Source organism: Ralstonia sp. 110700041-2, assembly GCF_056280165.1.
Genome location: NZ_JBSFAI010000023.1, coordinates 1 through 14,765, shown reverse-complemented (window position 1 = coordinate 14,765; position 14,765 = coordinate 1). Strand labels below are relative to the sequence as shown.

Genomic DNA, 14,765 nt, shown 5'->3' with positions numbered 1-14,765 from the left:
TTCTCTGATACTCGCAGGCTGTGTTAAAGCGGACACCCGCACAAACACAGCAGAGGATCTGCACGATGACAGCAAGACGAACGACCATCCGGCAACTGCCGTTGACCGAGGTCGTTGACCGCGACACACCCGGCGCGACGCCGGTTAGTATCACCACCCCCGAGGGCGGCACCATCTATCACACGGTCCCGCTCGCAGACCCCGACACCGGCAAGCGACGCGACACCCGCCCAAAGTGGATCGCTGGCACCTTTCCTCTCTTTCCCATTGTCCGACTTGCTGACGGCGCGCCGTGGGCTGAGGCGAACCTCTGGCTCATCGATATGATCGAGTCGAAGTCGTCGCCGAACATGCTGACGTTAGCCAGCATCGCTGACGACCTGGTAGCGTTCCGTCGTTATCTGGATGACGAGGGTATCGACTGGCTCGTCTTCCCTGTGAACAAGCGGCAACGTCCGACCTACCGATATAGCGGCTCGATCAAGCTGGCCGTGCAGGCCGGCGAGCTGTCTCCGGGCGTTGCCAGGCGTCGTATGGGCACCGTGGTGCGCTTTTATCGCTGGATGATGACCGAAGCAGGCTTTCGACCCACGAACGCGCCGTGGGTCGAATCTGATCGTTTCATTGAGTTCAAGGACCAGAAGGGCTTCAGCAGCGTGATCGAAGTCAAGACCACGGACCTGTCGATCAGTGGCCGGCGCGCAGAAGACCCGTGGGACGATCACATCCAGGACGGTGGTCGCCTGCGCCCGCTCCCCTCTGCCGAGCAGTCGGCGCTGCTTGAATCGTTAGCCACACTCGGCAACATCGAGATGACGCTCGTTCATCTGTTCGCGCTGTTGACAGGCGCCCGCATCCAGACGGTACTGACCGTGCGTGCGAAACACGTGATGCGCAAGCCTGACGGGTTTCACGGCGACGACATCCGTCTCGCCTGCGGGCCAGGTACCGGCATCGACACGAAGGGCGGTGTTAAGGGCGTGTTGCACGTTCCGCGCGGTTTCTATGAGCGGCTGTACATCTACGTGCACAGCGATCGTGCGCGCAAGCGCCGCCAGATGGCAGATGGCGGCGATCACTTCGACCAGGTCTTCGACCAGGCGCTCTTTTTGAGCCATCGCGGTGCGCCGCTCTACGAGGATCGCGCGTCGCGCGACCCGCTCACCTCTGGCCCGCGCGTGCGCCGTCACGTCAAGACTGGGCAGGCCGTGCGCCAGTTCATCAGGGACGAACTGTTGCCCATGATGCGTGTGCGGCTCGACAACCCCAGGTACGAGTTCAGCTTCCACGACCTGCGCGCGACTTTCGGGCTGAACATGGTCGACGCGATGACGGCGAACGGGACGAAGTACACGCGGGCGCTCGATCAGTTGCGGCAGTTGATGTGGCACATACACCCTTCAATGACTGAACGCTATCTCGCTTACCGCGATAATCGCAAGCTGTTCGACGCTGTACAGGACGGCTGGGGAGCACACCTGTCGACGCTGGTCACGCGCACCCTCGACACTGTGGAGACAGCATGAACCGCCTGTACGAGGAAGTGCGCATGCCACTCGCCGAGGGCACGACGCTGCTGCATCCCGAACGCGCGCTGCTCAGGTGGGAAGGCATGAGCGGACGTTCCGATATCGGTCAGATCTGCTATCTGACGCGCGACACGTCGAGCCCGCAGCGCACGCGACGCACTTTCGACCCAACAAGCTTCTGCAGCGAACGCGCCAGGGTCGTGCGTCTGCTCGTGACCCAGCTTTCCGGGCGTATGGCCCTTGGCGCGAGGCGTCCGGCGACGATCTTCATGGATTTGCGCGTCGTGCTTGATTTCGTCAACTGGGCCGACAGCCAGGGCTTGCATCAGGTGCTCTGTGACGAGAAGGCTACCGCAGAGGCGGTTCATCGGTACTTCCGTGAGAGGCGCGAACAGGTCTCGCTGGGCAACCAGAACCGCAATTCCGTCGCCAGCCATCAGCGCAGTCTGTTGTCGATGCTACGTGAGTTCTTCCGAAGCGACGACTTCTGCGTCGACGCGAGGGTGCTGCGCCACCAACAGGATGCCTGGGTGCCGACGGCTGTGCCTGACGCCGAGGCACAGGCCGCCCTGCTCGCGTGGGCCGACGCGCTCTTCAGCAGCATCAGCACGCTGGTGCTCGACTTCAAGCCGTACCCCGTGCGCGTGACCACGGTACGAGGTGAGAATCTTTGCCTCGTTCCGCACATCTACGGCCGTAGTGACGGCGACGACTCGCGCGGCCTGATCGGCTGGAATCTGGAGACAGGAGAGCCGCGCACACGGGAGGAACTCAGGACGCGGATGGTTGAGGCAGGGGCTAACAATCCGCGTGAGCGTTCGTGGAACATCGCCAGGTTAGCGGCTAAACATCTTGCGGCGGCGAACGCGGACGCGCAGTCGTCAATCCGACGCTCGCACGCTTCGATAGCGGCCTCTTGCTTCGCCGCGCTGTTTCTTGCCGAAACGGGCATCAACCTCGCGCAACTGCTAGCCATGAAGTGGAGTCCGGAGCTTGCCACGAGCCTGCAAGATGCGTCGGTTGCGCGTCAGAAGTTTCGTCAGGTCAAGTACCGGGCAGGCGGGAAGGAGATTACGTTCACCGTCTCGCTGGGCTTCATGCCGAAGCTCAGGGCGTATCTGGCGTTGCGCGAGTATCTGGTGCAGGACGCAGAGTGGGACGCGTTGTTCGTCGTAGTCGGGCATCATGCACAGCTGCGGCGGCTAACGGGTCTCTCAACCAAATTCCTGGAGCGGCTTTACCGTCGACTCGACACGCTCGGGATCGTGCTGCCGCGCATTGGCGCGCGTCAGTGGCGTGCGGCGAAGCAGGATTGGGCGGTGAGCAACCACGGCCCCGTCATCGCAGCCAAGCTGATGGGGCACTCGCTGGAGACGGCGCTGCGCTCGTACTCGAACGGCACGGATGCCGCGCACAAGGCTGAGATGGGGGCGTTCCTCGCTTCGGTCGAGAAGACCGTGCTGGGGCCAGGCAACGACCCGGCGGGCAGCATCGGGAGCGCAGTGGGCATCTGCATCGGATTCCACAAGCCTGCGCCGATCGCGGCTTCGGTCACGGTACAGCCTGACTGCCGCTCGACCGAAGGGTGTCTCTTCTGCGACCAGTACCGCGTGCACGCTGACGCGACCGACATCCGCAAGCTGCTGAGCTGCCGTCACTGCGTCAGACTCGTGTGCGGGCGTGCTGACTCGATCGAGCAGTATGACAGATCGTTCGGTGCGGTGCTGCGACGCGTTGACTTCCTGCTCGACGAACTGCGCAGGCGGGATGCCGCGCTGGTCGAACAGATCGAGCATGACGTTGATATTGAGGGGAATCTGGACGCTTTCTGGTCGACCAAGCTCGACCAGCTTTACGAATTGGGAGTGGCATGAACAACACACTGATCGCGCCGACCGCTGAGCGGCCCGACTGGTATCGGGTCGAGGACGATACGGTCGTCACGCGCGACACGTCCGGGAACACTGTTTCGCTGTTTGGTGACGATACCTGGGACATCCGTGCTTACGCGGTTGGGCCACGCAGCACGCATCTCTATTTTAGGAGCCACTTGCCTGACGGCGTGAGTCGCGCGCTTTCAGAAGCAACCACGCGTCAATGGAAGCAGGTCATGTACTTTCTGATGCACGAAGCGACCGATATGGTACCGGCGTCCGGCACGCTTCAGGCTCGTTCAATCAACCTGAGGGAGTTCACGTTCTTTGCCGCCGCACGTCAGCTTACGCTCTACGATGGCCTGTCCAATGTCGCCGTTGTTCTGGACTATGCGGCGCAAGCCGGAATGGAGTCGAAGGCCCAACGCCTTCATTCGATTCTGGTGAAGCTTCACCGTCTGGGCGTCGAGACCACAGGGCTGCGCGTACCGCTGGTCCAATTACATAAGCCTCTGCTTAAACGCTGGGCGCAACACGCTGGATACTCGCAATACCCTGCCATCCCGACGCGGATCTACCAGCACTTCCTGTCGACCTGTCAGCATGACCTCGGCATCGCTGAAGACGTCGCTGATGTTCTGTCGGACTACCTCGCACGCGTATACGCTGGTGAGAGGCCTGGCGTCCCTGCAGAACTGGTAAGTACTGCCACGCACTTCCGGTGCGAGGACCCCCGTTACGTCGTGTCGTCGCTTGTGGCGTCGATCACCGCGCTATGTCAGCTTGTCATCCTGTCGTTCACCGGCATGCGCGCGGCAGAAGCAGAGACCCTGCCCTACAACTGCCTGAGCGAGTCCCGTCTGGATGGCGTGACGCACTACACCATCGAGGGCGTCACGACCAAACTGTCGGGCGGTCGTGCCAGGCGCGCGTGCTGGGTGACCAGCCCGCTCGCTGCCCGCGCTATCAGGCTCGCGCAACGCCTGTCGGGCGAGGCGCACCGTGCGCACGGCGCGCAAGGCTACGCCGAATCGACGGACGGTTCGCACCTGCTGTTCTGCCGGATGGGTCTGCCGATAGGCCCGCGTCATGGATACGTGGCAAACCGGGCGGCAAGTAAAGTCGCTAACTATATCGAAGCCTTTCGTGAGCGCGTCTTTCCGACGATCACATTCGAGGACATCGCCGAGCTGAAGCGGGTCGACATGCACCGCGCGTGGGAAGACGAGCCGAAGTACGCGCTCGGGCAGCAGTGGCCGTTCACTCGCCACCAGCTTCGCCGGAGCCTAGCCCTCTACGCCCATCGGAGCGGCCTCGTGACGCTACCTACGCTCAAACGTCAGCTGCAGCACCTCACGCACGAGATGAGCACCTACTATGCGCGCGGCTCGGCGTTCGCGAAGGGTTTCATCGACACCGACAAGCGCCACTTCGCGAAGGAATGGGCCGAGACGCAGGGCCTGTCCGAGTATCTCGCGTACGCCGAGCAGGTGCTGTTCGCTGACGAGCGGCTGTTCGGCGGGCACGCAGCGTGGACGCAGAGCCGTGCCGTGCAGGCCTCGCCTGTGTCGGTCTACTCGCGCGAGCAAACGATCAGAAAGTTTGAGAAGGGTGAACTCGCATATCGCGAGACGGTGCTGGGCGGCTGCGCCAGCGTCGAGCCCTGCAGGTCGACACCGCTCGACTGGATGCGTCTGGATTGTCTTGAATCGAACTGCCGTAATCTCATCGTCGTGCCGTCGAAGCTTCAGCGAGTGATCAAGGCGCAGCAGGCTACGGTCGGGAAGCTGCGCGCAGTTGATGAGACAAGCGTCGAATACCGTATCGAGGCGCAGACGCTGCAACGACTGCTTGACGCGCAGGAGAAACTGATCAAACCGGAGGCAGCATGAGCGACGCCATGACCGACTACTACGCCGCCCTTGAGCGGCTGAAGAAACGAAAAGGAGTGCGTATCAACAATGACACCGTGGCGATCGAGGCGGGCCGCAAGAAGGGCAGCATCAAGAAGTCGCGCCCGCAGTTCACAGCACTGATTGACGCGATCGATGCAGCCAACGCGGTAGCCGGGCGCCCGAAGCTCGAACTGGCCGAGCGTCTGGACCGGGCGAAAGGCGACGCGAAGGATCTGCAGGCACAACTTGACGAGTCACTGGCTCGTGAGCTCGCACTGCTGCGGCAGGTGTTCAGCCTGCGCAAGGAACTGGCCGCGCTACGAGGCGGTAGCGTCCTGCCCCTGCACCCGCGCTAGATCGGGGCGGGCGTTTTCGCTCGAAACGGGCACTTGGGCTGCTTTACCTGCGTCGGGTGTCTTGAGTGCGTCGACTTGGTGCTCGCGAAGGTTCTCGCTACGGGGCACCCCGGCGTGGTGTCGCATCAAATCCGATCGTGATTCTGTGACACCGATGAACGGGTCAAGGGAGGGCGAAGCCCGGCGAAGTGAACCCTTGACGCGCGATGGTTTGACACGCTCCGACCATGCGAAACTTGCGGCGGAAGATGGACACCCGATCGTCGTTCTGTCCACTTTTTCGGCTAGCCAAATGGACATCCTGCTGACTGCCGATCCCAGTATTTTCAAGGCTCCGGCTGATGTCCATTTTCTTTCTCTTGCGCGTAAGGCCTGCACGGCTTCGTAGTCGTTCGATGCGTCGAGCGTGCAGGCCTGTCGCGGTGCCCGGAAGCTGCCTCGCGAGCCGTCCACCTCGTCGGGCAGTTTCAGCCGCTCCCACGGGACCACCTCGCCTGGCGGCGCGCCGACGATCAGGGCACGCGCACGCTCCGTCAACCGCGGATGGGCGTGGAAGAAGGCCTCGATGTGCCGCGCGCTCGCTTGCCCCAGCCCCGGGATCGCGCCCCACCAGCGGCGCCGGCGCGGCACGCGCACGGTCAGGTCCGCCAGTGTGGAAATGCCGTGGGCTCGCAATGCGCGCACGGCCCGCGGTGCCAGCCACAGTTCAATGTCGTCGGTGACCTGTGGCTGCGGCGCAGGCAGAGCACGCAGAACCCTGATGGCCTGGCCATCGGCGAGGCCATCGGGATTGCGGGGACGCTATGCGTCGATTCACCTACAAACTTGGGCGCCAGCGGCCGTCAGCATTTTCGTTAAGTTGCTGAGGTGCGTTGGCCGTAGCGAGCGCAGACAGTTGTGACACAGCCGCAACAGCCCTATGGTACGTCCCCGGTTCTGTAGACAGTTACAGCGATCGAGTTGGGTGAGCTTCCTCGAAAGCCATGGGAGACAGGTCGCCATTGTGCCCGTGGCGGCGCTGTCGGTTGTAGAACACCTCGATGTAGTCGAACACGTCTGACCTGGCATCGTTCCGTGACGGATAGACCTTGCCCCGGATTCGTTCCTTCTTCAAGCTGCTGAAGAACGACTCGGCCACCGAGTTGTCCCAGCAGTTGCCACGCCGGCTCATGCTCACCTCCAACCCGTGTTCGCGGCAGAACCGCTGCCAGTCGTCGCTTCCGTACTGCACGCCCTGATCGGAGTGGATCGTGACCGTTCGCGTCGGCCTGCGGCGCCAGATCGCCATCAGCAGTGCATCCAGCGCCAACTCCCGCGCCAACGTCGGTTTCATCGACCAGCCGATGACCGCACGGGAGTACAGATCCAGCACCACCGCCAGGTACAGCCAGCCTTCGGCCGTGCGCAGGTAAGTGATGTCCGTGACCCAGGCGTGATCCGGCTCGGGCACGGTGAACTGCCGCTGCAGCCGGTTGGGCGCTACCACTGACGGTTTACCCGTCTTGTAGCGGCGGCGTTGCGGCGACCGCACCGAGCGTAAGCCGTTCTCGCGCATTAGGCGTGCAACCCGGTGCTTGCCGACACGTTCGCCGGCTTCGATGAGATCACGATGAATGTTGCGGCTGCCGTACACGCCGCCGCTGGCCAGATAGGCTTCTTCGATCAGCTTGAGCAAGCGTGCATCCTCAATCGACCTGGCCGAGCGGGGCTTGGCCAGCCAGGCGTAGTAGCCGCTGCGTTCGACCTTCAGGACCCGGCACATCGTCGTGATCCGGAACTCGTGCTGGTGCGCATGCATGAACCCGTACCTTGCCCTTACCCCCTGGCAAAGTACGCGGCGGCCTTTTTTAGGATGTCGCGCTCCTCCTCGACACGGCGAAGTTCGGCGCGCAGTTGTTGGTTCTCGCGCTGCAGATCGGCATCCTGCTGCGTCTTGCGTGCCTGCCGGCTGACCCCGCTGCGGCGAAGCCACTCGTACAGGCTGTGGCTCGACACCCCCAGCCGCTGCGCCACTTCCGCCACCGGGTAACCGCGTTCGGTCACCTGCTTGATCGCCTCGGCCCGGAACTCATCCGTATATCGCTTGCTTTTCATGCTTCCTCCAGTCTCAAAAACACCCTATCAGGTGTCTACAAGACCGGGGACGTACCACTACCGCGGCGGGGAGGGCTGGCAATCGCAGTGATGATAGTGTGGAACTTGCGGCAGACTGAGACCGCTAACCAACACTCCAGGGAGACCTTTCTTGAAACGGATCACCATCATTCTCACGGCCGTTCTGGCCTGTGCGTCGGGCGGCGTGTGGGCGCATAGTGGTGGGACTGACAGCCAAGGCTGCCATATGGACCACAAGACCGGCATTCGTCACTGCCACTGAAGTCAAGCAGTATTGCGGCGTCCGCCGACATCGCGGACGCCAGCGGCTTAAGGTCTTGAGTAGTTTGCTCGGCCTCAAAAAAGCGAAGCGGGGCTTCCCTTCTTGCGCCGGTCTCCGTCCTTGCCTGACCGCGCCACCCTTGCGGTTACTTCCACCTTCGTAGCACACGTTGAAACACCAGACTGTTCGGCAGCTGCAGCACCACCTCTTGTCCTTCGACTGTTGTTTCCAGTAAGGTGGTATAGACGAGATTTACGTCGAGCACACGGCCCTTAATTCCCGGCTTTTCCCCGTTCTCAAGAAGCTCCACAACATCCCCAATGCGGAACGCACCGGTGACGTATATCAGGAGCGCGCAGAACAGGTTCGAGAGTACACTCCACGCGGCGAAAAACGCGACCGCCCCGACAGTGGCAAATCCCGTGAATGCGGTCCACAGGACGGTTCCAGACACGCCCATTCGCTCCAGAGCCCAGAGCGTGGCAGCTACGTACACGATGGTCGCGACCACACGCAAAGACAGCGCCGCAACTTTTCCTGGCAGAGAATATGTATTGGTCAGCTTTCTAAGCAACCGCCGCGCGATGCGCACTGCTAACCATGCGCCAGCCGCAATCAGCACGACCTCGATAGCGGGAACAAGAATGTCGAACCAATCTGCCAGCCACTGCGGCAAGCTTTCGTGTATAGCTTGAAGAAGTTTGTTCATCGAAATAGAGATACAGCCACAGCACCGTACTGTGGCACAGATACCAATAATCGGATTTTTACCGTTCCGGTCTTTGCTTGAAGGTCAAGCGCGACAACTTACATGCCGGCGTCGTGCCTACACTCACCGGTTTTTGATCGAGGTGCAGGCTCGATCGGCTCAACCAACAGATCACCGAAAAAGTAGGCGGCAAATTGATGGCGATTGCTGAGGTTCGCCTTGGCGAATACGCCCGCGGCAATTGTCCGCACCGTCACATCATGCCACGCTAGCGAGTGAGCGCACTCTTCAAGGGTCAACCCTTTTATGAGAAGCATCGCCACTTCCGTTTCCGATGGCGTATATTTCCAGCGCTCGAACTGCAGCAGCATCGACTGCAACAACTGCCGCGTCGCCTGAATTGCCACCTCGTTTCGTTCCGCCATCACCTGCCCTCGTACCTTGGCTGCGCCAGGTAGCGCCTCAGAAACAGGTCGGTTTGGGCTGACACGACGACACCGTTTTCGAATCACGAACCAAAGGATCGCGAGGCCGCCCACTACCTACGCGACTGCGTCGGCGACGACATGAGCGTCCGGTGTTCGCGTTGCAAGGTGGTAGAAATCCCACGCCTGATAGGTCGAGATTGCCATCAGAAGTGCCGTCAGTCTCGACCGCATAGCAGCGAAGTCCTTGCGACTTTTTGGGGTTGACAACGAACACCCCGGATCTAAGCGCAGCGCGAAAGACAAGCACCTTCGAAAGAGGCTGCGCCTAAGAACATCTGATGGAAAGCGACTTCCTAGGCTTGAGCACTAAGGGTGATGAGGCCCGCTGACAACTGCGGGGCGTCAAGTTTACTATGCAGAACATTGCGGCGACATTGCCGAATGGTTACGCACCAACGCATCGAACCCGACGCCCGTTCTCCGAAGCACTTGGGTTACCATGAGCTAACGCTGACGCTTCGTCAGGCAACTTCTTCTGCCGCAAAGCACTCGACGGCGGACTGCGCCGTCATCATCTCGTAATCCCCCCGACAGGTGAGCGCCCTAGAATCCCGCTGTTCGCTCTCTGCTGGCCAAGTCGCCATCCTTCGGACTCCCGCGTGAATCGCATCCTCGGCTCGTGGGGCGTCAAGCGGCGCCGCGTGAACTGCTCCATGATCCAACATCACGACGGCGACGAACCACATCCGGCATCTATGTCGTTGCGCCCTGAGAGCATTTGACCAAGCGCGGTAGCAGTGGCCACCGCACACCTGGACGGGCAGTCTCTTGAAGCGACAGATTTTCATGGCTTTGACCATCGCACTCACGGTGGTCCTCTGGATGTCCACGCTATCCGTGCGTCCCCTCTATGAACCCGACGAGGGTCGTTACGCCGAGGTTCCGCGCGAGATGTTCGTCTCCGGCGATTGGGTCACGCCGCGGTTGAACGGCATCAAGTTCTTCGACAAGCCGCCCCTGCAGTATTGGGCGACCGCCAGCGCCTATACGCTCTTCGGGCCGTCCGAGTGGACAGCAAGGATCTGGAGTGCGCTTGTGGGACTGCTGGGCGCACTCGCCGCATGGTGGGCGGCGCGATCGCTCTATGACACGCGCATAGGCCTCGCCTCAGCGCTGGTGCTCATCGGCGCTCCCCTCTGGATTCTCGGCTCGAATCTGACAACAACAGACATTGGTGTCGGCGCACTGCTCGGCAGTGCCGCTCTCGTTTTCGCCGTGGCCTACCAGAATCGGGAACCTCGCTTATACCCCCTGATCTGGTTGTTGGTCGGTCTGGCATTTCTTGCCAAAGGCCTGATTGCCCTGGTACTGCCAGGAATCACGCTGCTGCTATACGGGGCGGTCACTCGACAATTTTCCGCATTTTTTAGCGCGAGATTCTGGCGCTGGAGCCTGCTTGCGGTGGCCATCACCATGCCTTGGTTTGTCGTGGTGTCCCAGCGCAACCCCGAATTTCTGAATTACTTCTTCATCCACGAACACTTCGCGAGATTCTCGTCCTCGGTTCACGAGCGGGACAAGCCATTCTGGTTCTTCCTGGCCGTTGGTGCGGCAGGCGTCCTGCCGTTCATGGGCTTGATTCCCCGTGCTATCGCACTCCGCTCTCGCAGCGCACAGGCAACGCCTGGCTTCGACGCACGACTGTTTCTGTCGCTGTGGGTAGTCGTTGTCATTGCCTTCTTTTCGATTTCGCGCTCGAAGCTGCCGCTCTATATCCTGCCCGCCTTACCACCGGTGGCCGTCTTGCTCGCGTACAGATCCATGACTGCAGCCCGCCCCACACTGGCGGCAAGCTTTCTTGCCATGCCTGTGCTCGGCGTTGCCATCGCCGTGCTGCTATGGCATCCGACAATGTCGAATGCGGTACTGAAGCTCAATATCAGCAATCCGGCCTCATTGCATACCTGGGGCGCCATCACGATGGGCATTCTGGTCATCGGTGGCTTCCTGGCCTTTGGGATCGCCCTGCGCGGCCACAGGCTCTGCGCGGTTGCCGTCGCTTCGCTGGCGACGCTGGCCAGCCTTCAGGCTGGCTTGATGGCGTCTCGGGCGTTTGGGTCCCTCTCCATCAAACCACTTGGCTTGGAAGCCAAGGCGGCGTCCCGCGACAACACACAACTGTTCAACGTGGGCCAGATTGACCGAGGTCTGGCGTTTTACGCCGAACGAGAACCGATCATTGTCGGGGCCAGATCCGAGCTGGATCTCGGCTTCTCGGTCGAGCCCGACAAGTGGATTGCTAATGAAGAAGCTTTTGCGCAGCGATGGCTGACCCCTGGTCACAAGCTCGCGGTCATGCGGCACGAGACGTTTCATCGACTGAGACCGCTGCTCGGCGGCAACACAACTGTGATCGGACGACATGGCGTCAACGTTCTGGTGCAAAAACCATGAACATCCCATCACGATTTGTACGGTTTCTGGGCGCGGGGGCGACGGCAACCGCTACACACTACGCAACACTGATCACGCTGGTCGGTTTCGGGGTTGCAGCGCTACCGGCGTCTGCCGCCGGCAGTGTTGCAGGCCTTCTGACGCACTACTGCATCAGCAGCCGATGGGTGTTCACACCAGTCCGACCACAACGCGCCACTTTCGGACGGTTCATTCTCGTTTCCGCGCTGGCGTTCTTTCTTAACTCACTTCTGATGTGGGCTGGACTAGCATTGGGGCTTCACTACCTGGTTGCTCAAATCCTCTCGACAATTTTCGTCATGTTGGTCAACTACGTACTCCATGCAAATTGGACGTTCATGAATGGAGCGATGCGATGAATGCCGCCAGCCTGCTGCCAGAGAAGATCTCGGTCGTCGTACCGCTCTTCAATGAAGAAGCTGTCCTGCCACAGTTTCACTTTCGGCTTCTCCGCGTGATGGATGGATTGGCATCGGACTACGAGATTATCTACGTGGACGATGGCAGCCGCGATCGATCACTGGCGGTTGCACACAATCTCAAGGCGGCCGAAGCGCGCGTCGGCATTGTCGAGCTGAGTCGCAACTTCGGCAAGGAAGCCGCGCTAACGGCGGGCCTCGACGTGGCAAGCGGCGACGCCGTTGTGATCATCGACGCCGATCTGCAGGATCCGCCCGAACTGATTCCGTCGTTGATCGAGAAATGGCGCGAGGGGTTCGACGTGGTGTACGCCACGCGCACTTCCCGGGATGGCGAATCGTTCCTCAAGAAGTTCACCGCGCACTGGTTTTACCGCCTGATGGGCAAGCTCAGCGATACGGAGATTCCGGCCGACACCGGCGACTTCCGCGTCATGAGCCGTCGTGCCGTTGCCGCACTCGGACAACTCCGGGAGCAGCACCGCTTCATGAAGGGGCTGTATGCCTGGATAGGATTCCGGCAGACGGCCGTCTTGTATCGGCGTGACGCGCGGGCATCCGGGACGACCAAGTTCAACTACCGCAAGCTGTTGCGTTTTGCCGTGGATGGCATCACTGCCTTTTCCACCGTGCCGCTCAAGTTTGCAACCTCGATCGGCCTGCTTGTTGCCGTTCCCGCCTTTGGCATGGCCGCCTTCATCGTTGGCAAGACGCTGCTCTACGGCGACCCCGTACACGGCTACCCATCCATGATGACCGCCCTGCTTCTGCTGGGCGGCCTGCAACTGGTTTTCCTAGGCGTGCTCGGGGAATATGTTGGGCGTCTGTTCAATGAAGTCAAGCGGCGGCCGGTGTATCTGGTGGCAAGCTATACGGCGCCGATCGGCCCCGGCACCCCCACCGCTGAGCCGGGGCAGGTGGCCGCAGCGACACGGGGTGGCACCCCGCCTGCAGCAATCTTTCACGCACCCGGATGCCCGGAAGGCAAAGCTCCTGGCCTCCCCGAGGCTCCTCAGCGGGATGCCATCCTCACGGAAACCCTTGCGCCAAGCCGATAGACAGCCCGCCTTCCATGCGCTCTCACGACATGGCCAGCAACTATCGGGATCATGACGTTTTCGAAAGAAAGAGCCTCGTATTCAACTTATTCCGTTCTTCGCATCCACCGACCATTGACCCTGTAGTCACTACAGACTATTTACTACAGGCATTGGCTGACGCGTAGCAGCGCAAGTCGTCGCAGCACCCGACACCACGGGGCCGCAGCGACGATCCATCCACTTAGGAGGAATGATGGGTTTCTTGGAAAGGCTCATGGGCCGTCACAGCGGCGGTCATCACGGCGGCGGAAGTGAGCACGGTCGTCGAGGAGGTCATCATGATGGTGGCGGCAGCTACGGCTATGGGAATCCTTTGCCACCACAAAGCCCCGCCGGCGTCCACTGCCCCAACTGCGGCACGGTGAGCGCCCAGGGCGCGCGCTTCTGCCAGCAATGCGGCAGTTCACTGGCTCCGGCGCCGTGCAGTCGATGCGGCACCTTACTCCCACGCGACGCAAAGTTCTGTGGAAGTTGCGGCAATGCCGCCAAATGAGTCGGCGGCCATAGCTGCCGCCGCATCTGGCATCGCCATCATTGCGGCCGGGGCCCGTCATGGGGATTTGTCGCGATAGGCTAGCAGTCGAAGCGCATTGAACACGACGATCAGCGTCGACCCCTCATGCATGGCCACGGCGGGCCCGATACCGAGGCCGAGGATCGTGGCTGGCAGAAGGAACGCCACGACGCCGAGGCTGATATACACGTTCTGAAGGATGATGGCCCGCGTATGTCGGCTTAAACCGACCACAAAAGGCAGGTGTTGGAGGTCGTCGGCCATCAGCGCAACATCCGCCGTTTCCAGTGCCACATCTGAACCTGCCGCACCCATTGCGATGCCCACCGTGGCGTTGGCCATTGCCGGCGCGTCGTTGACGCCGTCGCCGACCATGGCCACTTTGGCTTCCGCGCGCAACGTCTGGATGGCTTTGACCTTGTCCTCAGGCATCAGATCGCCCCAGGCTTCATCGATACCTACGTCCTTGGCGACGGCTTCGGCTGCGCGCTGGTGATCGCCGGAGATCATGATCATGCGTGTGATACCCAGCCTGCGCAGTGCCTCGAGGGCAGCGCGCGCCGAGGCGCGCGGCGTGTCCATCAGCCCAATGGCGCCGAGGTCCCGATCTCCCTGCCTGACGATCATTGTCGTGCGGCCAGTGCTGCGCAGCGTCTGCACTGCGCTCGCCATCGATTCGCTAAGCGGTGCAATCCCGTCGGCGCCGAACATGTCAGGCTTGCCAATCCAGACGGTCTTACCGCACAACGTCGCCGTGACCCCGCGTCCGGTCAAGCTTTGGAGATGAGACGCTTCCGGGATGGAACTGCCTTCCAGGCGCTTGCGGCCATCGCGGGCAATGGCCGCAGCCAACGGGTGGTCGCTGAGCGACTCCACGGCGACCGCTACGCTCAACAATTCCGCTTCAGCTACTCCTTCGGCGACCATCACATCGGTAATACGGGGGCGCCCCTCCGTCAGCGTCCCCGTCTTATCGAATGCAATGGCTTTCAGTGGTAATGCCCCCGTTTTCCACAGTCGGCAGAAGTAGAAACTAAGCGGCCATGGCCAGCCGCTGCTTCGGGGTAAAGCCGCCCAATGCCATATTTG

At 61.3% G+C, this 14,765-nt stretch carries 13 protein-coding genes and 1 pseudogene; 9 read left to right on the top strand and 5 right to left on the bottom strand.

Annotation, left to right across the window (positions count from 1 at the left end; translation table 11 throughout):
* The first annotated feature begins 101 nt into the window (after positions 1-101).
* The 4 genes from ACUXH0_RS25570 to ACUXH0_RS25555 are packed head-to-tail and all read left to right on the top strand — an operon-like array spanning position 102 to position 5,654.
* Positions 102-1,526: a site-specific integrase gene (locus ACUXH0_RS25570; RefSeq protein ID WP_259393703.1), complete on the top strand. Its 1,425-nt coding sequence runs from the start codon at positions 102-104 to the stop codon at positions 1,524-1,526.
* Positions 1,523-3,403 carry an integrase gene (locus ACUXH0_RS25565; RefSeq protein WP_092582952.1) on the top strand — a complete coding sequence of 627 codons (1,881 nt, stop codon included), beginning with the start codon at positions 1,523-1,525 and terminating at the stop codon, positions 3,401-3,403. Before ACUXH0_RS25570 ends, ACUXH0_RS25565 begins: the two co-directional genes overlap by 4 nt.
* Positions 3,400-5,295, top strand: a complete 1,896-nt coding sequence (locus tag ACUXH0_RS25560; RefSeq protein WP_092582951.1) for an integrase — start codon at positions 3,400-3,402, stop codon at positions 5,293-5,295. Before ACUXH0_RS25565 ends, ACUXH0_RS25560 begins: the two co-directional genes overlap by 4 nt.
* Positions 5,292-5,654 carry a hypothetical protein gene (locus ACUXH0_RS25555; protein ID WP_092582950.1) on the top strand — a complete coding sequence of 121 codons (363 nt, stop codon included), beginning with the start codon at positions 5,292-5,294 and terminating at the stop codon, positions 5,652-5,654. Before ACUXH0_RS25560 ends, ACUXH0_RS25555 begins: the two co-directional genes overlap by 4 nt.
* Positions 5,655-5,954: 300 nt before the next feature.
* Here ACUXH0_RS25555 and ACUXH0_RS25550 read toward each other — a convergent pair.
* Positions 5,955-6,422, bottom strand: a pseudogene (locus ACUXH0_RS25550) (phage integrase family protein); the annotation flags it as partial.
* Positions 6,423-6,600: 178 nt separating this feature from the next.
* Positions 6,601-7,748, bottom strand: a protein-coding gene (locus ACUXH0_RS25545; protein WP_404944692.1) for an IS3 family transposase whose coding sequence is annotated in 2 segments (ribosomal slippage) — positions 6,601-7,505 and positions 7,505-7,748 — 1,149 coding nt in all. Because the reading frame shifts where the segments join, the coding sequence is not laid out codon by codon here.
* 205 nt (positions 7,749-7,953) lie between these two features.
* Between ACUXH0_RS25545 and ACUXH0_RS25540 the strand changes: the two genes are divergently transcribed.
* The gene (locus ACUXH0_RS25540; protein WP_223819874.1) at positions 7,954-8,031 is read left to right on the top strand and encodes a YHYH domain-containing protein; all 78 of its coding nucleotides are present in this window, start codon (positions 7,954-7,956) and stop codon (positions 8,029-8,031) included.
* 145 nt (positions 8,032-8,176) lie between these two features.
* Here the strand turns inward: ACUXH0_RS25540 and ACUXH0_RS25535 are convergent, their stop codons facing one another.
* Together ACUXH0_RS25535 and ACUXH0_RS25530 are read right to left on the bottom strand one after the other, a co-directional pair.
* Positions 8,177-8,740 (bottom strand): mechanosensitive ion channel family protein, encoded by a 564-nt coding sequence (locus ACUXH0_RS25535; RefSeq protein ID WP_012435773.1) that lies wholly within the window; start codon positions 8,738-8,740, stop codon positions 8,177-8,179.
* Positions 8,741-8,838: 98 nt separating this feature from the next.
* Positions 8,839-9,165, bottom strand: coding sequence for a helix-turn-helix transcriptional regulator (locus ACUXH0_RS25530; RefSeq protein ID WP_049768032.1), 327 nt, complete (start codon positions 9,163-9,165; stop codon positions 8,839-8,841).
* An 849-nt stretch (positions 9,166-10,014) separates the two neighbouring features.
* Between ACUXH0_RS25530 and ACUXH0_RS25525 the strand changes: the two genes are divergently transcribed.
* From ACUXH0_RS25525 to ACUXH0_RS25510, 4 genes are all read left to right on the top strand, one after another.
* A complete protein-coding gene (locus tag ACUXH0_RS25525) occupies positions 10,015-11,622 on the top strand; it encodes a glycosyltransferase family 39 protein (RefSeq protein WP_008650720.1) in 1,608 nt (535 codons plus the stop codon).
* Positions 11,619-12,002 (top strand): GtrA family protein, encoded by a 384-nt coding sequence (locus tag ACUXH0_RS25520; RefSeq protein ID WP_008650722.1) that lies wholly within the window; start codon positions 11,619-11,621, stop codon positions 12,000-12,002. The genes ACUXH0_RS25525 and ACUXH0_RS25520 overlap by 4 nt, the downstream gene beginning before the upstream one ends.
* Entirely contained in the window at positions 11,999-13,120 is a 1,122-nt protein-coding gene (locus ACUXH0_RS25515) for a glycosyltransferase family 2 protein (RefSeq protein WP_008650723.1), read from the top strand. Before ACUXH0_RS25520 ends, ACUXH0_RS25515 begins: the two co-directional genes overlap by 4 nt.
* A gap of 232 nt (positions 13,121-13,352) precedes the next feature.
* The gene (locus ACUXH0_RS25510; protein ID WP_008650724.1) at positions 13,353-13,655 is read left to right on the top strand and encodes a zinc ribbon domain-containing protein; all 303 of its coding nucleotides are present in this window, start codon (positions 13,353-13,355) and stop codon (positions 13,653-13,655) included.
* A gap of 57 nt (positions 13,656-13,712) precedes the next feature.
* Here ACUXH0_RS25510 and ACUXH0_RS25505 read toward each other — a convergent pair.
* On the bottom strand, positions 13,713-14,765 hold a 1,053-nt coding region (locus ACUXH0_RS25505; RefSeq protein ID WP_476196441.1), incomplete at its 5' end, for an HAD-IC family P-type ATPase.